Here is a 25,396-nt window from a genome sequence, read left to right as displayed (position 1 = left end):
AAACCGAAATGCAACTCTAGATAAATAAGCATGACACAAGTGTGTTGAAGAAACGGACCGTGTTCGTTCAATTATTGTCACGAAATGCTGGGGTTGCTTTCTGCCAATAAGTTATCAATCTTCCTCAGATACTCACCTGCTCGACTGTGCAGAACCAAATCAAAGCTTCCGTGCGACTCTGTCTCTTCCGCATTAATAGCAACCCTCTTACCAGCTGTCAAAGATAGCAGACGATTGACAGGATAAACATTTAAGCTGGTTCCAATGACCAGAACCAGATGAGCCGCGGATATGGCTCTCAGTGCCTGATGCCACGTGTCTTCGGGCACAGACTCATCGAACAGAACCACCCCTGGACGAAGCACACCTCCGCAATACGTACAAGACTGACCTGTAAGAAATTTAACAATGCTGGTCTCTGCGCGGCAAGAATGACAATAGCACCGATGAATCGACCCATGAAGCTCATAGACTGTTTTGCTCCCGGCAGATTGGTGAAAGCCGTCTACGTTTTGAGTTGCAATTGCAGATATGAGTCCCCGCCGTTCCCAATCTGCAAGGATGCGATGACCCAGGTTCGGCTGCAGATTTTGAAGACTGGAAATACGATGGCTGTAAAAATCTCGAAACAGCAAATAATTTTCTCGAACTGTCTCTGCTGTAGCAACAGAAGCTGGATTAATACTCTTCCACCACCCAGATTTTGTTCTCAAATCTGGCACACCGCTCTCTGTTGAAATGCCTGCCCCCGTCAAAACCACAGTTTTCTCAGACTCTGTCAGCCAGCGCGCAAGCACCTGAGCCTCCCTACTCATGGACCTGCGCCCCAGATAATGAATAACGCCTGCAAAACGCAACTGAACCTGCTTTTGTGTTTTCCATACCCTTTTCCCCTCTTATCTATTTCTACATCCATCTTCTCTATCTTGTACAAACAACCATATGGTTAGTATTCTGAATCCCCAGATAATTACCTGCTGAACTAATAGGAATTGTGTAAAGTCGTGATGCAAAGTACGATTTTACTCATTCTGAAACTCCCTCGTAGAGTAAGGTCTTTCTCACGAATGCTCGCTCATTCGCAGGATTTCATTTACCTGGTTTCGGATGGAGTAAGGATAAGTAGATATTCCGCCTAGGGAGATCCGCTTGAGAGTATGCAGGAACAAAAGGTGCGGTCTTATTTCACAGCATCTTCCATAAATAGCTTTACTGCACGACTCTCTCCACAAGATCCTCGGGATTCACACTCCCATATCTCAATGGGTCTATGCCCTTTCATTCCTTCGTCCTATCTGTCCAAGGTGTGGAGTCCGATCAACGTTAACGGAACGGGTCTATGCCCTAAAGTGCAATAATCTCGGTACTCCGTGCTTTCTTTGTGAAATCCTGCGAATGAGCCAACCTACGTGTTTGGTTGCGGTAGACGACTTAAGCTGCTATTGAGAATTGTGCTTTATCTTGACTGAATTTTTCTCCTGTCCTTACCATGGCTACAAGCATTCGAGCCAGCTTCCCGATGAGCTTCATCATGGATTGCATCTTTGTCATCCGTTTTACTTCGATGTTGTGAGCATGCAGGGCTTGAAACGCTTGGTTATATGACAGCAGGTGAAAGACAGTGAAGTACAAGTGCTTGCGTAGCAGAGAATTTCCCCGCTTTGTGAGTTTGATTTGACCCTTGTACTTGCCCGAAGTTCGCTCCGCTAAGTTCAATCCTGCTTTTCGTAGCAATTGGTTTCCGTGTGACAACTGACTTAGATCACCGCCAAAGGCTAAAATGGCAGCCGTTGCAGGAATCGTTGCGCCGGCAGACCGAATGAGATCGGCGCCAGGAATCTCAGGCAGTATCTTCTCAATCATCTCGTCCGCCTCGTCGACAATTTTCTGGACCCTTTCATACTCGTCCACCAGGTGCGTCAGTTCCCATTTGTCTTCTTCCAAGGCAACCGTGTCTCCAACACTCTGTCTGGCTAGATGGAGAAGCTCCATGGCTTTACGTGTTCCACGTGCGCCACCGGGTCTGGACATGAACTCTCCCCAGATTTTCACCATCCGCTCCGGTGTGAGTTTCAACATGTCTGAAGGAGCAGGGAACCGACGTAATGTCGCTAGAGAACGAGTGCTGAAAAGGTCCTCAAAGGCTTGTATATATTCAGGGAAACGGATATCCAGCCAACGGTGAATGCGATTCTCAATGCGTCCACGTTCAACGACCCAGTGCTCTCTATTTGTGACGACGACTCGAATCCGGCGAAATGCTTCTTCTTTCGGAGAAAAGGGAGTGTAGTACCCACGACTGACTACGTCAGCGATGACGAGTGCGTCCTTTGGATCGTTCTTGGAGGGAGAATTATCCCTGTTTTCTTTGTTGCGTTTTGTGGTCATGGGATTGACCAGCACAACGTCAATGCCTTGCTTCACAAGCCAGTTCGAAAGGTTGAACCAGTAATGTCCCGTGCTTTCCATACCTATGATGACGTTGTCCATGCTGTGGGCTTTCTGCAGCTTGCGGATTGTCTGTCCCAGATGCTCAAAACCGGAGAGATCATTTGCGAACACAACAGGTTTGTTGTTCAGGACGATTCCTCTAAAATTGATAGCCTGTGCAGCGTGTTTCTCCTTGGCGATGTCAATCCCGACGACCAGAGTTGTAGTGGAAATTCGTTCAATTCGTTGATTTTGAGCATTAACCAGTCTAGACTTCATAGTGACGCCTCCTACATGAGTTTTTAAGGGCTACGACCCAGTACACACTCATCGTATCGAGGCGTCTTTATTTCTACAAACCGAATCTACTAACACCTACAGGAATGTTGACGGTGACAATAACAAGTGAACGAAGGCAAAAATAAGCTGCACCGCGCAGCCTCTGTTAAGAGAAACGCGGTACAGCTTCTGTACTCTGTCTGTACTCTATTAGAACTCATAGTCAGCGTCGGGAGGATATCATCGATACGCAGCTGCTCTTTTCTCCATTCGGTTTCCGATGGCTCCAATAATAAGAGCCAATATCAGATACACACCAGCGGCCATCAGGTACAGGGGCCCGGGATTGTCTAGAGCATCCGCACCCAGGCGTGCTTGAGCCATAGTGTCTGTATATCCAATCAAAAAGAGAAGTGTGGTGTTCTTCAACTGCAGTACAATGAAATTCATCAAGGCCGGAAGCATTACTGTGAAGGCCTGTGGGATAACAATTTTCCGCATTGTTACCCACCGGCTCAAGCCCAGAGCACTTGCAGCTTCACGCTGACCTTGAGCAACGTCCATGATTCCAGATCGGAAAATCTCAACAGCATAGCCAGTACCGTATGCCACCAACCAAATCAGGGCAGCCTGCAACGGTGAGAAGTTGATGCCGACTTGCGTAAATCCAAAGAAGATAATGAACAACTGTAGAATTGCAGGTAAGCCCCGAATCAATTCTACGTACCATGTGATAATAATCTTAATGATGCGTGGACCATAGAGTCTGCCTGTAGCAAACAGAATCCCCAAGATGATGGAGAGAATGACTGCAACAAGCGTCAAAATGAAATCTTTTAATATGCCCTCTAAAATGTTGCCGATATACAAATGGAATATCTGCAGCATTACCTATCGCCCCCGTGGTCCGCTACAAAGTCGAGATTGGACATCTCATCTGAGGTATCCACAGGTTGCAGAACCCGGTGCAAGAAAGACTGAGCACGGTCTGTTTGGGGAGATTCAAGCACCTCTCGTGCATTACCCTTTTCAACAATTTGGTGGTCCGCCATGATGACCACTGTGTCTGCTACTTCCTTTGCAAACATCATTTCATGCGTGACCAAAATCATAGTCATTCCACGCTTTGCCAATCGCTGAATTGCGCTCAGAACCTCTCCGACCAATTCCGGGTCAAGCATTGAAGTGGGTTCGTCAAACAGCATGATTTCCGGTTCCATCGCAAGTGCCCTTGCAATCGCCACTCGCTGTTGTTGCCCTCCGGATAATCTCTTTGGATACTTCTCTGCGTGCTGAACCATCCCCACCATCTCTAACAGTTCCATAGCGCGTTTGCCTGCGGCTTTCTTGGACATTTTGTTGACTTCCATGGGTGCCAAAGTAATGTTCTCCAGTACACTCAGGTGTGGAAACAGGTTAAACGTCTGAAACACCATACCGACTCGTTGCCGAATATCGGTCAACACGTCTCTCGGCGGCATTGCTGGACCTGCTTTCAATTCGTGTCCCAGCACTTCCAGTCGCCCGTCATTAAAGGGGTGCAGTCTGTTAATACACCGAATCATAGTACTCTTTCCGGCACCGCTTGGTCCTATAATGGCAACAACTTCGCTCTTATGGACATCAAGCGACACATCTTCAAACACCACTTGTTCGCCAAATTTCTTTGTGAGATTTTTGATACTAACTACGACTTCGTTGGACATTTAGTTCCCACCTCGCAAGTAATTTGGATAGGATGAGGTAAAAGATGAAATAGATAACCCCAGCTTCAAGAAACATATCCAACGGAAGCAACGTGGAAGACGACGCTTGATAAGCCCGAGCCATGAGATCAAGCACTGCTATCGTGAAGACCAGTGATGTATCTTTAATCAGATTGCTCAACTGGTTGGTTGCTGGGGGAAGAATTGAGAAAAATGCTTGCGGCAAGATAATTTTTCTCATAATTTTGCGTTGCGGCATTCCCAGTGCAGTTGCAGCTTCGACTTGCCCTCTGTCCACGCCCAAGATTCCACCGCGAAAGATTTCACCATACAACGTTGCATAAAAGCCGCCCAAGCCAATTACAGCACACAGCCATCCTGACAACTGAATGACTTGGCCAAGAGTGTAGTAAACAATAAACAAGATAATCAACACTGGAACGGCGCGAACAATATGGATGTATCCTGCGGCAATCAGATTCAAGAGGCGAAACCGCGACAAACGGGCCAGTGCAAGAATAAATCCAAAGACCAATGCTACCAGCAGAGAAGCTGCAGTCAGTTCTATCGTTACCACTGTGCCCTGCAGCATTTTGGGCAGCCAATGAATCCAATAGTGAAAGACCATCCGGCCATTCCTCCTTTCCCTGTCTGTCAGAAGCTATTTTATTGTCACAAAACAATTCGGCGGCCCGTGTCGACCCACGGGCCATCGAGTCATCTTCATTTTTGCTGCACAGGCTTAGCTATAGGTGTTCGGTGCCTGAGCAATTCCCTTCAAAAAGACGGAACTCTTCAAACCGTATTTGTCGAGAATCTTTTGCTCTGTACCATTCGCAGCAATTTTCTTCAGGTACGTGTTCAGTTTCTTCAGGAAGCTCTGGCTGTACGTGCCTTTTGGAACGCCATAATAGCCGCGCAAGCTCTGAATTGACGGTGAAATGGAGGAAGGTACATCACCCAAAATCTTCACCTTCAAATGCGAGTTCTTATGAACAGCCCAAGCCGGGTCGGTACTGGGCTGAAGGTCTGCCGCGACACGTCCCTGGGACAACGCCAAGAAGCTCTCGGCCACGGTGCTGTAGGTCTTTATTTTGGCGTTCGGGATTTTCTTGGCTTCTGCCACTTCAGCGGATCCCTGAACCACAGCAATTTTCTTTCCTTTCAGTGCAGCCACCGTCGGCGAAGAAACCTTTGGATTCTTCGAATTGACTGCAATGACGTCGGCGTAGTTCAACATCGGACGGCTAAAGGAGAGTACCTTCGCTCTTTTCTTGTTGTAGTAGATATCAATAGTTATGTCTGCCCGTTTGCTGCCAACAGCCTGAATCGAAGAAGCGAAGGGCATAGAATCGACCTTTAGCTTCGCTCCTAAAGTCTTTGCGAAGCCTTTGAGAATATCGATGTCGTATCCAGTCCATTTCTTGGTCTTCGGATCCTGGAAGTCTTCCGGTGCATACGCTGATTCAGCAATAGTTAGTGTGTGGGTGGACATTACTTTACCTAATAGAGTGTTTTTATTCGGGGTGGATGAAGTGCTTTGATTCCCGCCGGAACTGTTACCCGTCGAGCCACCGCCAGTGGTCGATTTTGCTCCACAGCCGGTAAGCGCTGCAACCGAAACGGCACCAATCAGTACAGGAATGGACAATTTAGATAATGGTCTCAACAGTAAAACTCCTCCTCGTCAATTTGACCCCCGGCAGTTTCATATCGTTATCATCCGGAGCTTGATGCAGGAGTATGTCCCAGTAATAAGCTTGTCACATGCAGCACTTAGCCTCACTTGGCAGCTTCTCTGCAAGCGTGACAGATTTCCCCGATAAATAGACTACTCGGACATGCCCCTGTGAAAATTTTCTGGAGGCAATGTGAATTGCTTTTGAACTCCGCAATCCGCTTCATGTACGCAGCCTCCTCTTAGCAACCATGGTTGAACAGGTAGACTCCTTGTACAGACAAACACTCATGTGAAGTGCCGGCAGACAAACGCGCGGGTAATGTGGGGATAAAAGAAGCGCACGGCCCACAGACACCAAGTATTTGTCTATAAGCAGCTAGCGTACAGTTTCAACACAGTTGCCGGTCACCGACCGTTTGAAGAAATTGGTCGATTTAGATCAATTTCTCAAAACTTCAACCCCCTTTGCTTTAATAGGGTACACAATTCCGTCTACAGTGTCCAATCAGACACAACTGAATCTTCTTATAAATAAGGTGTACAAACTAGCCTGATAGACTGCAGTGGCGCGGATTGTGGCAACTTCACGACCTTGTTTAAAGACTACATAAATTATTTGATTCAGACAATTCTTAAGTATGTATGAATTTTCGAGCACATTTTTGTCCATGGTGTATTAAAGGCGCCTCATCAGCTTCATTCACACCTTAGCCTCCTACAATGCCGAATGCGGAAGGAGACGGCAATCAGTTGATGATAAAAACAAATCATGAAGACTGAATTCAGTATCACAACAGAAATTTCGCCCCAAACAACCCAAGTGCCTCAAAACTCTGTGCCTGCACCTTGGCTGCGAAGAAGTTCATAGGCGTAGATCGCTACCATTGTATCCTGAACTCCAGTCCCCGTTAAATCACATATCGTGATTTCCTCACTATGAGACCGCCCTGGTTTTTTCCCGCTTACCATGTCACCTATCTCCGTCACTGTAAACCCCTTCGGCAAAGGTCCAGATTTGACGGCGTGGTGCAACTCTCCCAGGACCTCGGATTGACTTTTCAGATCACAGACAAACACGTCTGCCGCTGCTAAAACAGCTCTATCCAATTCTTGTTTGCCTTCGGCATCCGACCCCACGGCCGTTATATGCATTCCTTTATGCAACCATGACGCTTCTATGAGCGGCACTTTGGACGGCGTTGCAGTAAGAACCGTTTCACTCTGTTGTACTAACTCTTGCGGCGTTCTAGCTGCTTGCACCGGCAGTTGTAATTGTTTCGTCATTCTTTCCGCAAATCGCCTTGCATTGGCAGGATTTCTACTGTACACCAACACACTGTCAAAACTACGAACTAAGCGCAGTGCCTGAAGCTGATATTGCGCTTGCATCCCGCTTCCGATGACACCCACAATTCGACAGTTGTTGGGCGCCAAGTACTGTGCAGCCACAGCTCCAGCCGCCGCCGTCCGCACATCTGTCATATAGCCGTTGTCCAGAAATACTGCCTCAGGGATACCGCTCACTGCACTGAATAAAACCATCATGCCGCTCCCGCTTGGGAGACCCTTGGCAGGATTGTGAAAAAAACCAGATGACATCTTTACTGCAAACTGACCCAAACCCTTGACGTAAGCTGTCTTTACATCGAGTTCCCCATTTGCATCTGTAATATCTACACGCATAATTGGAGGAGTCACAACCAGTCCTCTTGCAAGTGCCAGAAAACCTGATTTCACCTGTTCAGTTACCTCTGTATTTAACTGTAGTGCTGTTCGAATTTCCTGCTCCGTAAAGATGTACACCGTTAGAATGCCCCCCTCTTTTTTGTCCAGTTGCCGCCTAGCATCCGCACAGAGTCCTCACGCAGTATTGCGGAACAGGTATATGCGACAGAAATTCACCACCTTATGTCTTACCGTATAACAGTTGTGTTTCTGACACGATTCCTCAAGTTGTATGAATCTTAAGACTCGTTTTCGTGTAAATTGTACAATGGATTGTGAACTGTTCCGCAACTACAATTTGGACTAGATGAGGGTCCCTCGCGGGTACATGCTATGGATACTATTAGCATTTTAATAGAAATGCCGGATGAAAGAAGGGTGCAGCGAATGGAGCAAAACAAAGTGGTTGTTCAGAGACAATGGCCGCATTTCGTACGTGAGATTTGGCAAGCGAGAAACAGAATCTACGCTTTCGCACGAAAGACACCCCTGGTCCACAGTGTGCCGCTATCTCGCGATTTAGGTACCTCCATGTATTTAAAGCTGGATTACCTTCAAGAGATAGGTGCTTTCAAGATTCGCGGTGCAGCAAACAAGATACTGAGTCTTTCAGAAACCCAACGAGCCAAGGGTATCACAACCTTTTCCACAGGAAACCACGGATTGGCCGTGAGCTATGTTGCTGCAAAACTTGGACTGCGTGCAGTCGTTTGTGTCTCCCATGAGGTCCCGCAGATGAAGGTCCACGCAATCGAGCAGATGGGCGGGGAAGTCAAACGGGTTGGCTCTAGTCAGGACGAAGCAGCAGAATACAGCTACAAGCTGGTACAAGATGAAGGTATGACAGTTATCAAGCCGTTTGACGACGAGACGATTATTGCCGGCCAAGGGACCCTCGGGTTGGAGTTGTGGGAAGAGTGTCCAGATTTGGACACGGTACTTGTTCCCTTGTCCGGAGGCGGTCTGATGGCTGGTGTAGCCATGGCTGTTAAGTCCGTCGACCCAAGTGTTCGCATCATCGGAGTATCAATGGAGTCCGGCGCCGCAATGTACGAAAGCCTGAAGGCCGGCAAGCCGGTTGATGTCGACGAAGCAGAAACACTTGCAGACAGTCTTCGCGGAGGTATAGGTTTAGACAACAAGTTTACCTTCCCAATTGTCAGAGAACTGGCAGATGAAATTGTGCTCGTGTCAGAAGAAGACATTAAAGCGGGTCTTCGCTACCTATATCAAGAGCACCGCATGCTAGTTGAAGGAGCAGCTGCAACACCTGTAGCCGCTGCCATGACTCAACTTCGGGAAAAACTGGGTCGACATAACATTTGTCTATTGACCGGAAATAATGTGGATCCGTCTATTCTTGAAGAAGTGCTCCGCTCTTAAGATTCAGAGCCGCACGCAGCGACTCTTCCTGAAACCATCAGCTCAACTTAAAGCAAGCTACTTTAGGTTCTGTCATTTGCTCAAGCGAAAACCTGATGCCTTCTCTGCCCAAACCGGATGCCTTTACACCGCCAAATGGCATCGCATCCAGTCTGTAGTCGCTGCTGTCATTAATCATTACACCCCCCACTTCCAGTCTCTGAATTGCTTTAAAGGCCTCCGAAACACCGTTTGTAAAGATACCCGCCTGCAGGCCGTAGTTCACACTGTTCGCAAAATTAATGGCCTCATTCAGATTGGATACTCGAAAGATGGAGACAACGGGTCCGAAAACTTCTTCCACAGCAATCTTACTCCCGGGCGTTACATTCACGAGCACAGTCGGTTCATAGTATGCACCGTTCCTGTGACCTCCGGTTAAAATTTGGGCACCGTCCAGCACAGCCTCGTTTACCCATTTTTCAATACGCTTGGCTTCTTTCTCAGTAATCAATGGACCCATATCTGTTTCCTCAGAGAGTTTATCACCGGTCTGAAGGTGTTTCGTGCTTGAAACAAACCTGTCAATAAATTTATCGTAAACGTCGTTTTGAACATAAATCCGCTGGACACCCAGACAATTCTGTCCAGCTGCGTAAAATGCCCCAGACACGCTTGCTTGGACTGCATCTTCCAAGTCCGCATCAGACAACACAATGACTGGAGAATTTGAACCTAGTTCCATCCCAATCTTCTTCAGTCCCGCGGTTTTGGAAATGTGATTGCCTGCATCAAGCCCTCCTGTGAAGCTCACCATTCTCACTGCCGGGTGACTGACAAGTGCATCCCCAATCTCGCTGCCGTGCCCAGTAATGACCGTTAACACTTTTTCAGGCAGCCCGGCAGCAATGAAGGCCTCTGCCAGCTTCAATGCACTGAGCGGTGTCACCGTGGCGGGTTTCACAATCACAGCGTTCCCGCCCGCTATGGCCGGGCCGACTTTGTGTGCAACCAGATTCAACGGATCGTTAAAAGGTGTGATAGCAGCAATCAGTCCAATCGGAATCCGGTAGTAGTATCCAACCCTGTTCTCACCCCCTGCAGCCTCATCGAAGGGAATGGTTTCACCGCTAATCCGTCTGGTCTCGCCCGCACTTACACGCAGTGTTTTCACACACCTCGCGACTTCCTTGCGCGCCTCACGAATGGTCTTGGAAGCTTCTCTGGCGATGACAATGGCATACTCCTCAGACCGACTCTCCACGTAGTCCGCAGCCCCCTGCAATACCTCCATTCGTTGCTTCACTGTCAACTGCTCTGCAATTTTGACACCTTCCTGTGCAGCATCCAAAGCCCTCAGCAAGTCTTCTTTCGTTGCCGCAGGAACCGTATCAATCAGGCTGTTGTCTTGTGGATCCAATACATCAATCGTGTCACGCCCGTATTCCCACTGGCCCGCTATCAACATGGGGGTTCCAGCCGTCTGTGTTTTCATACAGTATTCCTCCTTCAATATCCACCATTTCAACTGCAAGAAAACCTGCCGCGTTTTGACTGCATTTAACTCGCGAAATTCTACGTCGGTCCACAGACAACTCTGCACAGCCTACATCTGATTGCGAACTATATTGATAATATCGATGAGCAGGGAGAAGCCCGTCTCCACTTTACCTGCCCCGGCTCCGACCAAAGTGATGGGACCGGACAAATCGCAGTCATAGGTAATAGCGTTCGTTGCGCCTGCGATGCCAGCCAGGGGGTCGGTCATGGGGAGCTGTTCCGGTGCTACCGAGGCGGAGACCGTATGATCTTCATTCCTGCGAACTCGCGCCACCAGTTTCCAGCGTTTCCCCTCGTTGGATGCCTGCTCAATATCTGAGCGGTGAATGTCTGTTATCCCCCGCCGCTGAATCTGTTCCTTGCTCAGCGGAACCTTCATAATCACGTTCGACAGAATGAGTATCTTGTACATCGCATCGTAGCCTTCTACATCACTTGTCGGATTGGCCTCCGCATACCCGTTTGCCTGTGCTTCTTCCAGTGCTTCCGCGTAAGTCAATCCTGACTCCATTCTTGTCAGCATGTAGTTGGTGGTTCCGTTAAAAATGCCCTTGATTTCCCTTATTTCGTTGCCCGCTAACGAATTAATCGGCATGCGCAGAGAGGGAGTCCCGCTCATCACAGTGCCTTCAAATCCCCAGCGAACGCCTCGCTTTTTCGCAAGCTGGGACAATTCCTTGTAAGCCAATGCCACAGGTCCTTTGTTGGTCGTCACGACATTTTTCCCGCTTTCAAAAGCGTAACGGCAGTGATCAATTGCTGGCTGCCCTGTCTCTACATTAGTGTAGGTAACCTCAACAATAGTGTCGGCACTGCTGTGCTGAATCGTGTCAAAGGCATTCATGTCTCTTGTCAAAGTCGGTGTATCGGGGTACGCACTCAGGCTGTCCGTCTCATTGACAACGCGAAGTGCAGTTTGCAGTTCAAGCCCTTCTGGGTCGTAAAGCGATCCCTTTAATGCATCCGAAATAGCAACAACAGCTATTTTCTCCCCCAATTGGTCAGTCAAAGCTGCCTCTTTCTCTAACAGAATCTCCGCCAGACCCTGGCCGACTGTACCAAAGCCTATAAATGCCAGTTTGTGCGTCACGGTATTACCTCCTGTTTTCAGGTTCAGCTTGTTCCTTTTACTGTGCCTCTCCGCTCAGTAATCTCTTTGCGGTCTCTGTCAGAATTGCAGCTCCTATCGGTAGGCAACTTTCATCAATATCAAAGAGGGGTGTGTGTAAACCCCTGTGGATTCCATCATTTTTTCCACAGCCCAAGAAGAACATTGCGCCAGGAACCTTCTTAGTAACATGGCCAAAGTCTTCCGACCCGAGGCCGAAGGGAGCGTCAATCACCTTCATATCTGGATACATGGACAAAACAGCGCTTCGAATATGCTGATTGACGTCACCGTCGTTGTAAAGAGCCGGTTCTCCCAGTGTAAAGTCCAAGCTGTAGTCTCCCCCGAGAGCCCGTGTGACGGAAAACGCCTGTTCGACCTCCTCCAGCAACTGCTGTCGAATCTCAGGACGATAACTGCGCAGGGTTCCATCTACCGTCACTTCCGTAGGAATGACGTTATTGGTCATACCAGCATGAATTTGGCCGATACTGACCACAGCTGGTTCAAGCGGTGAAACCCTTCGTGCTACAATCCCATGCACAGCCTGCAGCACAGGTATCAAGAGCCACGTGGGGTCAGTCCCCAGATGCGGATAGGCCCCGTGACCTCCTGTACCAACAATGGTCCCTTGAAAGTTGTCTACGTTCGCCATGCTGTATCCATCGTGGACGAGGATTTCACCAATGGGATTTTCGGGACTCATGTGCAGAGCAATGGCTGCATCCACATTGTCCAGAACACCTGCTTCAATCATGTGCGGGGCGCCGGTTAAGCCGTTTTCATCCACATCCTCTTCAGCCGGTTGGAACATGAATTTTACGGTACCTTGAACTTTGCCCTCCTGAAACTGACCGGCCAGTAGGTGAGCCGCCCCGAGCATAATGGACGTGTGCGCATCGTGGCCGCAGGCGTGCATGACGCCAGGATTTCTCGATGCAAAGGGCAGGCCGGTTTGCTCATCAATCGGCAATGCGTCCATGTCTGCACGGAGCAGTACAGTGGGCCGTCCCGATCCTAAAGTGGCCACAACCCCCGTCCCCGCAACCCCGGTCTCCACTTGGAGAAGAGGGACCGTCTCCAAGATACTGGCCACGTACTTGGACGTACCGTATTCGTGAAAGCTCAACTCGGGATTGGCGTGGATAGTCCGACGCCAGTTCGTCATCTGTTCCGCCATGGACTGCGCCATTGATGCAGTCAGCTGCTTCTCATCTATCATTCCCTCTCATCTCCCAAGGAGCGAATTTCGTGTCACTGCGATTTGCTGCCAAGATTTGCTGCCAATTTGAAGACTTACAGAAGTTCCGGAATTTATATGACTCACAGGACTTACAGCACTGCCTTTTCCTGCACTTGGCTTTGTGCGTATGCCAGAGCCTGTTGCAAGTCAGCAAGCAAGTCGTCAGCTTCTTCAATACCGACTGAGTAACGGACCAAATTTTCTGGAATACCCATTGCCTCCCGCTCTTCTGGTGTACACTCCACGTGACTTGTCGTTCGCGGCGGTCCCGCGGTGGTTTCCACAGCACCAAGGTTTGCTGCCAAGTGAGCCAGGTGCAATTTGGGCAGGAAGTTGCGAACGGAGTCAATGCCGCCTTTGAGTGAGAAGCTCAGCATGCCGCCAAACTGACGCATCTGCCTTTTTGCCACATCGTGATGGACGTGACTCTCCAGACCCGGATAGAAAACAGAATCCACAAATGGATGCTCCTCAAGGAACTGAGCAATTTTCATCGCATTTTCAGATTGACGCTGCACCCGCAAACTCAACGTCTTCATCCCCCGCAGCAAAAGGTACGCTGCCATTGGGCTCAATGTAGCTCCATTGATTTCACGGTAGTGGTAGATTTGCTCTACAAGTTCTTTTGACCCACACACAACACCGCCCAATGCATCCGCATGTCCGCCGAGAAATTTCGTAGCGCTGTGCAGGACGAGATTGGCCCCTAAGTGCAACGGGTTTTGATTAATAGGTGTCGCAAAAGTGTTATCCACCACGACCAGAGCCCCCGCTTCGTGAGCAGTTTTGGCTAACCGTGCAAGATCGGTGATTTTCAGGGTTGGATTTGTTGGACTCTCCAGGTACAGAATCTGACATCCCTTTCTTGTCTCTCGCTCAATTTCTTCATGATTGCTGGTGTCACAAAGCGTAACTTCAACATTGAAACGCGGTAAAAACTCCGTGAAAATTTTGTTTGTGCCACCGTAGGAGTCTTTCACTGACACAACCCTGTCTCCCGGCTTTAAAAGCCCAAACAAAACCCCGCTGATAGCTGCCATTCCGGTCGCAAAACTGGTAGCAGCTTCTGCCCCCTCGAGCAAACGGACTTTTTCTTCAAACACATGCACCGTCGGGTTTGTATTGCGCCCGTAGATATGACCTGCTTGTTCTCCTAAAGCAACTTGTTGCCATTCGTCTATGTCGTGGTAGCCGAAGCCAACACTGTGGACAACCGGTACCTGTGTTGCACCTTGCAGCAAGTATTCGTCCTCACCACCCCACACCGTTCTTGTTCCCTGTTCCATGTGATTCACATGTCCACGCATTTACAACGCTCCCTTCCATCGCTGGTGTTTCCGAGGATGCTTCGAGTTCATGATTGCTTTGCTGACGCTTGAGGCTGACGCTTAAGTACGTCGTCTGCCGCTTCACAACGCGTATGATTTCACAGCCAGTTCCCGAGGGAAGTTGGCCAGTGTTTCACAACCTGTTTGTGTGACCCGAAACGTCTCACTCATTTCCACTCCATAACCGTCCATCCACATACCTGCAATCATATGAAAGGTCATATTTGGGACCAGTTCAGTCCTATCCCCCGGCCGCAGGCTGGCAGTGTGTTCCCCCCAGTCCGGCGGGTAATTGAGTCCTACAGAATAGCCCAGCCTGGATTCCTTTTTGTAGCCTGCTCTTTCAATTACGCGACGCCATGCTGTTTCCACTTCTTCACAAGCCACACCTGGTTTCACAGCATCCAAAGCTGTTTCAACACCTTCAATGACCACATCCGTCAGATTGCGAATATGGACTGGCGGGTCTCCGACTTGAATCGTACGGGCCAATGGTGAATGGTATCGCTTGTAACAGCCGGCTAATTCGACAATCACTGTATCACCTGGCTGGTACCGCTTATCTGTCCAGGTCAAGTGGCAACTCCCCGACCGTTCCCCTGCAGGGAGTAACGGTACAATCGCCGGATAATCCCCGCCATAACCTTCGATTCCGCGAATTTGTGCAGAAAATATGTTTGCCGCCACGTCGCATTCACGTACACCTTCAGCAATCGATTCAACAGCTGTTTTCATTGCACTCTCAGCAATTCTTGCCGCACGCTGCATGTAGGCAATTTCCTGATTGGACTTGATGATTCGAATCCGATTGACCAACAACGTGGCGTCGTGAAAGACGGCGTCTGGTAACCCTGCCGTCAGCCTCTGTAAGCTCCTTGCAGTAAAATAATAGGCATCCATCTCTACACCGATGCGGCAGTGGAACTTACCCATACTGCGGAGAACATCTGCTGCAAAATCCATGGGATGCTTAACATCGGATTGTACGTAATCGTCAGGATACGCCCGAATACTGCTCTGACTAAGCCAGGTCGTCCAGTTTGCACCCGGGGCATCCATTTTCCGGCCAACCCATATGGGCTCTGCTTCGTCATGAGCCACAATCAGCATTTGCGAAACGTAAAAGGACCAGCCGTCGTATCCGGATAGGTAGTTCATATTAGCGGGATCCGTTACCAAAAGAACATCCAGTCCCTCGTTCTCCATGGCCTGCTTGGTCTTGGCAAGACGGGCATCATACTCCGATAGGTGGAATAATTCCATAGCAATCCTTCTCCTTGTGCTTGAATCACTACTACCCAATCACTACTATCCAATCTACTACCCGCATCACAAACCGCTGACTAAGCGGTGAGCGAAGACCAAATCTTATTACAATCCCAGCGTACTGGAGCAGCTCATTTCAGACAATTCGCAAATTCGTATGAATTTCTCACAAAGGTTTTAGCCATGTTGATGAACGTTACGCCAACTGAGGCGAACAAGTGAGTTGGACAACGCCGTTAACGAAAAACAAATAATTCGATTAATTCTAACTTGTAAAAAAGAATCCAAATTCAGTATGATGACTGATATAGCTTGTGAGGCATACGCATGGATGGGGTAACAAAAGGCATTCAACGTCAGCATGGTACTTATAGACTCCGTGCATGGTATGCCGGCGATTGGGGGATTGGCTGATGGAGTTTTGCGTGAGTGATACACTGCAACTTGAAATCATGCAACCCGCGACTTTACTGACCGGCCACAATTATGTGCAGGATTACCCTGTTGAGTCGGTCTCAGTCATTGAAATGCCTGTGGAGGATTTTGTGCGGCCAAATGAGTTTGTCCTGACAACAGGTGTGGGCTGTGGAGACGATGAGCAAGTTTTTAAAGACTTTGTTGCAGAAATTATGGAGGGTCATGCTGCATGCATCGGCATTGCTGTCGGGCGGCACGTTAAAGCAATTCCAGCATCCGTCGTTAACTATGCCGAGGAACGCAGCTTCCCAATAGTCGAAATTCCGTGGAAAGTACGTTTTTCAGATATCATTCACGATTTGCTTGCTGCTATGAACAGCAGACATAGACTGCTCATCATGGAAACCGATACAGTACAGCAGGAATTGTTAAGTCTCGTACTAAACAGTGCAAACCTGTCAGCCATTGCAGATTTTCTAGAGGAGCAGACAGACATTCCGGTCATTGTTGTGGACCGCCGAAACAACCTCGTCGGACAAAGCAAGGATGCACAAGAACTAGCCAATCGCTGGAGAAGGACCTCAGAAGCCGCCTCCACCACCTATCCGCCGTCAATAATTTCTCCAGTTTCTGCAGCAATTGAGCCGATGGTGTACCGTATGGGCCAACATCGCTTTTTAAAAGTCCCAGTCCGCTCCACAAACGAAATCCAAGGATATTTAATCCTCGCGCTTCCAAACGAAGTACCAGTCGATTCATTTCTTCCGATGGAACGGGCCCACCTATTTGAGCATGCTGCAGCGGCTGCGGCACTGTGCTTCCTCCGAATCAATTTAATTGAGGAAACAGAGTCACGTCTGCGCCATGATTTTATTTGGGATTTGATACGAGGCGAAGAACAGCCTTGGGATACAGTGGTTGCTCAGTCCAAATTTCTCGGCTATGACCTGCGTCAGCACCACGTTTGTACCATTGCCTCTTTTGACAATCTGGAAGCCCTGTACCACGAAGGCAAATATGAGACTTCTGTGGATACATGGAGTGAGAACATTCTGAGCAGGATTGAATCTCTTTTTATAGATACCGGATTAATGTCGCAAAGAAACCTCATAACAGCCGTACAGCACTACCAGATTATTTGTTTCACCCCAATGATAGGCGGGGATGAACAAGTGAAATCTCTCAGCAACTTTATCAATCAACTAGAGCAAAGCGCAGAAAATCTACTTCCAGGTGCCGTCATATCCTGGGGAATCAGCGACGGTCATGAAGGCGCAAAGAGCTTTCACATAAGCTATAAGGAAGCGAAGGCAGCTCTCGACGTAGGTAATCACAAGCGTGAACCTGGCCATCGCACCCATTTCACGGACGTGGGCTTTCACCGCGCCCTCTTGCGTCTAGCAGAAGACAAAGACATGCAGACGCTTGTTCAGCAAGTCCTCGGCAGATTGCTGGGCTATGACAGGCAAAAGGGAATGGATTTGCGTCAAACCCTACGCATCTACTTACGCTATCAAGGGAATGTAAGCCAGACGTCAAGAAAGTTGAATCTGCACCGGCAGACCCTGATGTACCGGTTGCGAAGAATCGAGTCGCTCACGGGCCGATCCTTAACCAATCCCGATGACTTATTCCTCCTCGACCTGACTCTTCGCCTCACTGAAAGTATGAGAACGACCGACGTGGACACTATATAGCCTTTGCAGCAGATGTAACAGGTGTAGTTGACGGTTTGGTGCAGTTTGGAGTCCGTACAACTCTCCCTCCTATCGCAACACCTGTTCTCTTGCCAATCGGCCGACTATTCCGCGATTTCCCTGGGAACTTAATGACTGGTTTTCACTTGATTTTCGATACTCCGTGCGTACTGAGCAAGTCTAGACTCTGGGACATTACTGGAATGCAGTGCAAAAATCCACTGCCCTGATTTCCAAGTCATGTAATTCAGGAAGGATTTGTCGTTGGTAAATTCAACGTACGTAGCTTTGATCCCGGACACATCCAGCTGTCTTTTGACGTTCGCCAGCGTTTGACCATTGATTACAACATCCCCACCGGTCTTATGATATACATCGACGCTCATGTTCTGATTTCGTTTTCCTTTAATATAACCGTTAACATACATATAAAAGATGTCTTTACCACGGTCGATGGAATAAGCCTGAATACTGCTGACCGAAACATTGTTACCCACCAATTTTGGATACTTATTGGTGCCAAGATAGTGATTGAGTCGAGTGTTGTACCCTGTAGCAAACAGACCCCCATCCGTCATCATTTGGGTTTTTGTCAGCATATGTGCTTTCTGGAGCGTTCCTGAAGCGCCTTTCAGATGACTCGCACTAGATGAATGACTGGTTTTCAAGGTCAGACTTACTGCTGTGTGTTCAAGACCATAACCAGCCCCGTATCCACTGCCGCTTGTGATATTGTGTACAAACCGAACAACCACATTTAACACATTTACGCCTTCTGCCAGAGCCACAGTTCCTGTACCAGCAAAAATTATCGCCAGCCCTGCGATTCCCGAAACAACCGACTTTTTCCACGAGAACCGTTTCCGTTGAAGGTTGTCTTGATGATGTAGTGAAGCATGGATAGTGCTCAATACCCGTTCTTTGGCAAGTTCTGGCATAGGGTGATTTTGAAATCCAGAAATTCTCTGCAGCTTTTCAACAAGGTTTTCATCTGATTCACACGTAGTCATAAGCCAGTCCCCCTTCTTTATCGTTTGTTAAAGATGCTCTTAGCTTTTTTAGTGCCCTATGCAGAGTGGTCTTCACCTTTGATTGAGACCATCCTAGCGTCTCCGCAGTTTCTGTAATAGAAAGACCAATGACGACACGGTGCAAAACAACTTCCCGATAGTCTTTCTTCATTTTGTTAATGCAATCTAACACAGATTCATATGTTTGCAGTTTTTCAATCTCATCTTCAAGGGTCTCTTGAGAAGAAATGAAACCCAATTTATCCATTGTAATGATTTTGGACTTTCTCCTCGTATCATCGATGGCTACGTTTCTTGCAATTGAAAGGAGCCACGTCTTTTGACTGGACTTACCCTTAAACCCTTTTATTCCGGACATCGCTTTTATGAAGGTTTCCTGTACTAAATCTTCAACATCTTGGCTGCCAACGAAATAGACAAGATAATTATGAACATCATCAACATACTTGTAATACCATTCATCAATGTTCATATCATTCAACATTCTCACCTCCCAGTCAGTGTAACCATTAGACGAGGTTTTTGTTGAAAGGTTACACCTCTGCAGTATGGAAATGAAAAAAGATGCCGCAGCGAGGCATCTAAAGGGGCATCACGATTAAGAAGCTTTCATTTCTTGTGCACGTTGACAACCAGTAGCAGCGCTCAGGAACTAACGCTTTCCAGACAGCACCCTGTGTTTGTCTTTATTCTTTACTCTTTGTCTTTACTCGCTGTAGATAATTTTCACTTTCGGCCACTTTTTCAGCGGCTCCTTCGTGCGCACCCGGTCAAGGAATATGTTTTTGGTGATTCGTCGAGGATTGTGTCGTAATGTCATCTTGAATAAATCATCGAGACCGTAAGGAGCCACTATTAGAAACTCATTATTTTCCAACAGCCTCACAGCAACACACGTAGCCGGTTCCGGCCACGTTGCAATGGCATCAGCGGAAGATGTCAATGGTTCCACAGGATAACCGAACACCGTCTCGTACCATAGATGAACGGCAGCCTGGTTGATTGCCTCCCACGGAACGTCGGGTGCAAGTCTTTGTAATCGGGCCTGTATATCTACGTCACGCTGACGGGTTAGGTTGGCGTCGTCGAAGAACGCAACGTCTACATCTCTGATTTGGGTAGCCCGCATATAATCATGCAAATAGTCCCAAACGATGGTGCGAATTACACCGCCTCCAACGAGCCAATCAGGAGGGTTGCAACTGCGGACTGCCCTTAATACCTTCATGAACCATTGATGCTGACTGAGTATGGAAATCAACTCCGAATCCAAGCTGCGAACCAACGTTCCATCTCCCTTTGCCTTTAGTACCTGCTGTGCTCGGCCTTTAGTACCTGTTGCGGACCTTGTAGTCAAAGAAGAAATAAACGAGAATCGCCGCAATACCTAACAGTCTCAGCACAGTCATCGCAGCACTTGAGAGGCTGCTGTTTATTGGCGAGGCAAGTACAATTGCGATAACGAAGGGGATGACGATTGACAGCCGAAACATCCGCCTGTCTTGCCTGAACTTCCCTATTTCAATCCCCGTCAAGCCTGCAATAAACAGGACCACTATCCACTCGTAAACCTGTGCACTAAAACCAATGAATTCTACGACAAGCATTAAGACAGCAACTCCAAGAACGATCCATCGTCCGTACACCACATCACCCCATTCGCTTAGTCAGTTGGTGAATTCCTTAGAGCATATGCGCATATCCATATTTGCTTTGACTCAGCAAGAAAGGCACATGAGAGAGTTTTTCAGCAGCAAATTTTCCACATGAAAACTAGAACTCCAATTATGGATATATATTTCAATGGGCAGTGACGTAATCCTTCTTTTGCTGCAAAGCTCCCCGGGCTTGCACAAACTATCAGCGATTGTGCTATGTCATCATCATGCGGTACAAAAGTACCCTGCACGCAGGTGTGCAGGGTACCAGGGATCCAACATTCAGTTCGTAAGCCACCAATCACTTGGGCATAGCGTCCTGCCCGACTTACACACATGCCGCGCGTTGCACGGTTCTATACCCAAAAGTGCATGCCGTTGGCAAAGTTCATTGTAACGCCGATGGTTAGGTACAACAGCCAAATGCCTGTCAGCAATTGAAACACACCGACAGCTCTGTGAAATGCTGCATTATCCGTAAACCTGGCCAAGACTTCAAATACATATATCAGAGAAAGTCCAATAAATAGAATCATAGCTGGAATATCCCCTGCTGCATGGAAAGATACTGCGCCCAAGATGCTCAATACCAGAACTGCAATCGCCATCCAACCTTCAGGACCTGTTTCACCGCCTACATAACGACGAATGCCCATGACAATCCAATGGATCCCGTAAATTGTAAAAGCCAATGCAGCCATATACAAAGGCGGTGCATTACGGTAAACCGGGAACCAGCTTAATCCAACCATCAGGTAGATACCCGTAATCAACTGGGCAAAACCACCGAGGCCAATCCCCCATAAGCCTAAGGTCTTTTCCATCTTAACTTTGTCATGAGTCCAACTCGGTCCTCCAAAAGCAGTAGTACCGCCTTGCACAAAGTAATTAATCGCCAACCCAAGAAATCCGATTGCTACGGGCCAAAAATTTGAAACGGGAAACGACATGTATTCTCCTCCTTGGAAATGATTTTCCACATCAAGTGCGTTGAAGCAATGTGATTAGACAGCGCTTTCGCACTGCATCGGTCCACTTCATTTGACAGACAGATGAGCTCTTTTATATGAACCCCGGCATAAAGCCGGGGAGAATTGTTCAACAAGGCACATCAAACATCTAGAATGCACATAAGGTATCTAGGCTGTCCCGAGACCCTCACCAAATCCTTTCAGCCCGCCCAGTACGAGGGACATGGAGCGGCTGACAGCGGGATCACGCAGGGCACGCACCAAATCAAACACACCAACCTCAGGTTTTTCTTTGAGATGTGCGTGCCCAACTTCCAACCCTTGCGTCAACGCTTGCAGGACGCTTTGAACCTGTTTTCCGTCAACTTTCTGCACTGCCTGAACCACACTCAATAGGTTCTCAATGGCATTGACTGTCCCCGGTTTTGTAATTTGTTCCAAAGCAACTGCCAACACTTCGTTTTTGGCTTTGAGCAAAGCCGTCAGCGTTTGCAGCACGCCGCTTTCTTCCAACTCTGCAACAAGCTTTAAGAGAGAGACAATGGCAGAACTGTGTTGAGTCAGGGTCACAGTCAATTCCTGGAGGGACTGTGAAAGCAGTTCCGCTTCATTAGGCTGCTCTCTATGAATGGAGGTGGACGGACTGGCCATTTTTCATTCTCCTTTCTACAGTTGCTTGAACGGACTCATACCCCGGTCTCTGCCATTTTCGATGAACCTCTACGCCTTGTTGTGGATTTCGCTGGCCGTACCGGGAATTGGTCCTTGGCAAAGGCCTCATTCCATCTTTGTTGAGAACCTGCATACGGACATACGTCTCCTTGTATGCAGGAGTATGGGTTCGAACGTCTGTATCGTTGCCAGTGAGCAGATTGACCGCAGACTCGTTGTCTGTTGAATTCATGGGCAGATAGAGTTCATTCTTATGGACTCTGTCTGTGACAACGACGCTTACTTTTACGGCGCCGTCAGGTGATTCCAGGCGAACAACGGAGCCATCCTTCAATCCGCGCTCCTTGGCCAATTCCGGAGACACTTCCACAAACGTATTGGGAACCTTGTGCTGCAATCCTGCGGACTTATTGGTTAGATTTCCTTCGTGGAAGTGCTCCAACAGTCGGCCGTTGTTGAGCACTAAATCATACCCTTCCTCTGCTTTTCGAGGCGGTACCCAGTTTGGCATCACCAAATTGGCCTTTTTATCCGAGAAAGCAAAACCGTCTGTGTACAATAGCGGTGTATCTTTACCGTCCGGTGCAACCGGCCAGACAAGACTGCTGTAACCTTCCAACAAGTCGTAGGAGACACCAGCAAACAAAGGTGTCACGGAAGCAGCCTCTGCCATGATGTCAGCGGGACGCTGATACTCCCATTTGGCACCAAGCCGATTTGCAATGTCCATGATGATTTCCCAATCTGGACGAGAATCTCCAAGAGGCGGCAATACCTGATACAAGCGCTGAATACGACGCTCTGTATTAGTAAATGTTCCCTCTTTCTCGAGACTTGGGCTGGCAGGTAAAATCACGTCCGCAAATTGGGCCGTCTTCGTAAAGAAAATGTCCTGTACAACCAGAAAGTCCAATTTACTTAAAGCGTCCTGCACATGGTTGGAATTCGTATCGACCCACGCCATCTCTTCGCCGACCAGATACATGGCCTTGAGCTGATTGAAATGAATTGCCGCCACCATCTGCTGGTTATCCATTCCAGGCTTGTCCGACAACTCAGTTCCCCACGCCTTTTCAAACTTGGCACGAACGCCTTCATCCGTCACCTTTTGATATCCGGGCAACCATGGCGGAAGCGTCCCGAAGTCGCAGGCTCCCTGAACATTGTTATGCCCTCTCAGCGGAAACGCGCCGCAGCCCGGCTTACCAAAGTTTCCCGTTACCAACAGCAGGTTGCTGATGGCCCCGCTTGTATCACTGCCCCCGCTGTGTTGGGTCACGCCCATAGCCCACAGAGCCGCCACACCGTCCGCATCGGCAACCATTTTCGCCATCTCAACCAACGTTTCAGATTGAATTCCACTGACTTGTTCCGCGTAGTCAAGCGTAAAGGGAGCAAGAGACTCTACGAGACTGTCGAAGCCGTTTACCTTTTCTCGCACGAACGACTCCGCATGCCAGCCCGCATCGATAATGTATTTCGTAATCGCAGACAGCCAGACATGGTCTGTTCCTTGCTTCGGACGAACAAACAAATCGGCCCGTTCCGCCATCTCATGCTTTCGCAAATCAACGACCATCAGCTTCTGCCCATGCAGTTTGTGCGCGCGTTTTACACGAGTTGCCAAGACAGGGTGAGCTTCTGCAGGATTTGCCCCGACAATCAAAACCAACCCCGCTTTTGAAATGTCTTCGATGGTACCCGAATCACCGCCGTAGCCCACCGTTCTCATTAACCCGTCGGTTGCAGGGGATTGACAGTAGCGAGAACAGTTGTCCACATTATTGGTTCCCATTACCCCGCGGGAGAGCTTTTGCATCAAGTAGTTTTCTTCGTTGGTAATTTTGGACGACGAAATAAAACCGAGTGCATCCGGCCCATAGGTTTCTTTCGTCTCCTGCAACTTGCTGGCAACCAGGTCCAGCGCTTCGTCCCAGCTTGCTTCGTAGAACGTGTCCCCGCGGCGAATTAAAGGCTTAGTCAGACGTTCCTCACTGTTGACAAAATCCCAGCCGAACTTCCCTTTAACACACGTCGAGATACCGTTGGCCGGCGCATCGACACTGGGCTCAACCTTGAGAATCTTACGGTCCTTCGTCCACACATCAAAGGAGCATCCAACTCCGCAGAAGGTACAAACGGTTTTCGTCTTTTCAATCTGCGTCTCCCGAATCGCTGCTTCGGCCTCGGATACAGCCAAAATCCCGCCATAGCTGGGCTCCACATTTTTGACCAAATCAATCATCGGATTGAGCAGCTTTTCATCCAATCCAGTCATCGTGCCGGCTTCCCCCAACATGGATTTTTCCATCAACGCGTTGGTTGGGCAGACCGTCACACAGTGACCGCAGGAGACACAAGATGACTCATCTACAGGAACACCGTTGTCCCATATCACCCTCGGGATCTCGTTTTCCCACGCAATAGACAGCGTCTCATTCACCTGCAAGTCCTGGCACGCTTCGACACACCTGCCGCATGTGATGCACTGGTTGGGGTCATAACGGTAAAATGGATTGCTGTGATCTTGCTCGTACCCCTTGTCACGAAAAGGATACCTCTGCTCTTCCACCGCCATCTGTTTCACGGTGTTATGCAGTGTACAGTTGCCATTGTTGTTATCACAGACCGTACAATACAGCATGTGATTCTCCAGTATTCTATCCATGGCTTCCTCGCGAGCCGCTGCAGACAATGCATCCTGAGTCTCAATGTGCATCCCCGGTTGAATGGCAGTTGAACAGGCCCGAACCAGTTTTCCGTCTGCCACGACCATACAAGTGTCACAAGTCTCTATCGGTCCAAGACTCGAGTGGTAGCAGACGTGTGGGTGTTCCAGTCCCTCCTGCAGCATCACTTCCAAAATCGTTTGACCCATCTGCCCCTGAAAGTTCACACCGTCTACCTGCAGGGTCGCAGTCTCCATTGCCGCCGTTAAAGCAGTCTCATCTGATGTCTTCGCTTGCATCCATGACTTCCCCCTTTACCGCAAACGCATTGAACGCATACTGATTGCGCTCCACTCCGAACAAATTCAACTTCAAAATTCAAACTTGAGAAATCCAACTTCAGAATTCAACTTCAGAATTCAACTTCAGAATTCAACTTCAGAATTCAACTTCAGAATTCAAAACTACAATCCACTTCAAAATCCAAATTTGAGCGAGCGCCTCCCTCAACGCAAAAAACCCCACAAAAAACAGATGACATACGCAGCTTAGTCTGACTGCGCATACTGTTTCTTGTGGAGTAGTTCAAAGCA

21 protein-coding genes are annotated in these 25,396 nt (G+C 48.5%); 2 read left to right on the top strand and 19 right to left on the bottom strand.

Going from position 1 to position 25,396, the window contains the following annotated elements; translation table 11 throughout:
* Window positions 1-77: 77 nt before the first annotated feature.
* The 7 genes from GI364_RS00470 to GI364_RS00440 all read right to left on the bottom strand — a co-directional run bounded on the left by GI364_RS00470 (window position 78) and on the right by GI364_RS00440 (window position 7,899).
* Window positions 78-815 (bottom strand): SIR2 family NAD-dependent protein deacylase, encoded by a 738-nt coding sequence (locus tag GI364_RS00470; protein WP_198851798.1) that lies wholly within the window; start codon window positions 813-815, stop codon window positions 78-80.
* Between the two features lie 616 nt (window positions 816-1,431).
* A complete protein-coding gene (locus GI364_RS00465; protein WP_198851020.1) occupies window positions 1,432-2,709 on the bottom strand; it encodes an IS110 family RNA-guided transposase in 1,278 nt (425 codons plus the stop codon).
* A gap of 240 nt (window positions 2,710-2,949) precedes the next feature.
* On the bottom strand, window positions 2,950-3,597 hold the full coding sequence (locus tag GI364_RS00460; protein WP_198851797.1) for an amino acid ABC transporter permease: 648 nt from the start codon (window positions 3,595-3,597) through the stop codon (window positions 2,950-2,952).
* The gene (locus GI364_RS00455; RefSeq protein ID WP_198851796.1) at window positions 3,597-4,415 is read right to left on the bottom strand and encodes an amino acid ABC transporter ATP-binding protein; all 819 of its coding nucleotides are present in this window, start codon (window positions 4,413-4,415) and stop codon (window positions 3,597-3,599) included. The genes GI364_RS00460 and GI364_RS00455 overlap by 1 nt, the downstream gene beginning before the upstream one ends.
* The gene (locus GI364_RS00450) at window positions 4,393-5,043 is read right to left on the bottom strand and encodes an amino acid ABC transporter permease (RefSeq protein ID WP_198851795.1); all 651 of its coding nucleotides are present in this window, start codon (window positions 5,041-5,043) and stop codon (window positions 4,393-4,395) included. The genes GI364_RS00455 and GI364_RS00450 overlap by 23 nt, the downstream gene beginning before the upstream one ends.
* A gap of 114 nt (window positions 5,044-5,157) precedes the next feature.
* On the bottom strand, window positions 5,158-6,084 hold the full coding sequence (locus GI364_RS00445) for a substrate-binding periplasmic protein (RefSeq protein WP_198851794.1): 927 nt from the start codon (window positions 6,082-6,084) through the stop codon (window positions 5,158-5,160).
* Window positions 6,085-6,921: 837 nt separating this feature from the next.
* Window positions 6,922-7,899, bottom strand: a complete 978-nt coding sequence (locus GI364_RS00440) for a cyclodeaminase (RefSeq protein WP_198851793.1) — start codon at window positions 7,897-7,899, stop codon at window positions 6,922-6,924.
* 309 nt (window positions 7,900-8,208) lie between these two features.
* Here GI364_RS00440 and eutB point away from each other — a divergent pair, with 309 nt between their 5' ends.
* Window positions 8,209-9,204, top strand: a complete 996-nt coding sequence (gene eutB, locus GI364_RS00435) for a hydroxyectoine utilization dehydratase EutB (RefSeq protein ID WP_198851792.1) — start codon at window positions 8,209-8,211, stop codon at window positions 9,202-9,204.
* Window positions 9,205-9,241: 37 nt separating this feature from the next.
* Here eutB and GI364_RS00430 read toward each other — a convergent pair whose 3' ends face one another.
* The 5 genes from GI364_RS00430 to GI364_RS00410 all read right to left on the bottom strand — a co-directional run bounded on the left by GI364_RS00430 (window position 9,242) and on the right by GI364_RS00410 (window position 15,685).
* Complete coding sequence (locus tag GI364_RS00430) at window positions 9,242-10,678, bottom strand: aldehyde dehydrogenase family protein (protein ID WP_198851791.1); 1,437 nt, start codon at window positions 10,676-10,678, stop codon at window positions 9,242-9,244.
* 111 nt (window positions 10,679-10,789) lie between these two features.
* Complete coding sequence (locus tag GI364_RS00425) at window positions 10,790-11,833, bottom strand: homoserine dehydrogenase (protein WP_198851790.1); 1,044 nt, start codon at window positions 11,831-11,833, stop codon at window positions 10,790-10,792.
* A 37-nt stretch (window positions 11,834-11,870) separates the two neighbouring features.
* Window positions 11,871-13,073 (bottom strand): M20 metallopeptidase family protein, encoded by a 1,203-nt coding sequence (locus GI364_RS00420; protein ID WP_198851789.1) that lies wholly within the window; start codon window positions 13,071-13,073, stop codon window positions 11,871-11,873.
* Window positions 13,074-13,183: 110 nt separating this feature from the next.
* Entirely contained in the window at window positions 13,184-14,401 is a 1,218-nt protein-coding gene (locus GI364_RS00415) for a cystathionine gamma-synthase family protein (RefSeq protein WP_198851788.1), read from the bottom strand.
* 102 nt (window positions 14,402-14,503) lie between these two features.
* Window positions 14,504-15,685 carry a M24 family metallopeptidase gene (locus GI364_RS00410; protein ID WP_198851787.1) on the bottom strand — a complete coding sequence of 394 codons (1,182 nt, stop codon included), beginning with the start codon at window positions 15,683-15,685 and terminating at the stop codon, window positions 14,504-14,506.
* A gap of 416 nt (window positions 15,686-16,101) precedes the next feature.
* Between GI364_RS00410 and GI364_RS00405 the strand changes: the two genes are divergently transcribed.
* A complete protein-coding gene (locus GI364_RS00405; RefSeq protein ID WP_198851786.1) occupies window positions 16,102-17,802 on the top strand; it encodes a PucR family transcriptional regulator in 1,701 nt (566 codons plus the stop codon).
* Window positions 17,803-17,930: 128 nt separating this feature from the next.
* Here the strand turns inward: GI364_RS00405 and GI364_RS00400 are convergent, their stop codons facing one another.
* The 7 genes from GI364_RS00400 to fdhF form a co-directional block, all read right to left on the bottom strand.
* A complete protein-coding gene (locus GI364_RS00400; RefSeq protein ID WP_198851785.1) occupies window positions 17,931-18,812 on the bottom strand; it encodes a hypothetical protein in 882 nt (293 codons plus the stop codon).
* Window positions 18,799-19,317 carry an RNA polymerase sigma factor gene (locus tag GI364_RS00395; protein ID WP_198851784.1) on the bottom strand — a complete coding sequence of 173 codons (519 nt, stop codon included), beginning with the start codon at window positions 19,315-19,317 and terminating at the stop codon, window positions 18,799-18,801. Before GI364_RS00395 ends, GI364_RS00400 begins: the two co-directional genes overlap by 14 nt.
* A gap of 222 nt (window positions 19,318-19,539) precedes the next feature.
* Window positions 19,540-20,118 carry a nucleotidyltransferase family protein gene (locus GI364_RS00390; RefSeq protein ID WP_198851783.1) on the bottom strand — a complete coding sequence of 193 codons (579 nt, stop codon included), beginning with the start codon at window positions 20,116-20,118 and terminating at the stop codon, window positions 19,540-19,542.
* Window positions 20,119-20,161: 43 nt separating this feature from the next.
* Window positions 20,162-20,479: a hypothetical protein gene (locus GI364_RS00385; RefSeq protein ID WP_198851782.1), complete on the bottom strand. Its 318-nt coding sequence runs from the start codon at window positions 20,477-20,479 to the stop codon at window positions 20,162-20,164.
* 368 nt (window positions 20,480-20,847) lie between these two features.
* Window positions 20,848-21,441, bottom strand: a complete 594-nt coding sequence (locus GI364_RS00380; RefSeq protein ID WP_198851781.1) for a hypothetical protein — start codon at window positions 21,439-21,441, stop codon at window positions 20,848-20,850.
* Window positions 21,442-21,630: 189 nt separating this feature from the next.
* On the bottom strand, window positions 21,631-22,113 hold the full coding sequence (locus GI364_RS00375; RefSeq protein WP_198851780.1) for a helical membrane plugin domain-containing protein: 483 nt from the start codon (window positions 22,111-22,113) through the stop codon (window positions 21,631-21,633).
* Window positions 22,085-25,102: a formate dehydrogenase subunit alpha gene (gene fdhF / locus GI364_RS00370; RefSeq protein WP_370541820.1), complete on the bottom strand. Its 3,018-nt coding sequence runs from the start codon at window positions 25,100-25,102 to the stop codon at window positions 22,085-22,087. The genes GI364_RS00375 and fdhF overlap by 29 nt, the downstream gene beginning before the upstream one ends.
* Between the last annotated feature and the right edge of the window lie 294 nt (window positions 25,103-25,396).

The organism is Alicyclobacillus sp. SO9 (genome assembly GCF_016406125.1).
Lineage (GTDB): Bacteria > Bacillota > Bacilli > Alicyclobacillales > Alicyclobacillaceae > SO9.
This window is presented reverse-complemented; position numbering and strand designations above follow the sequence as displayed.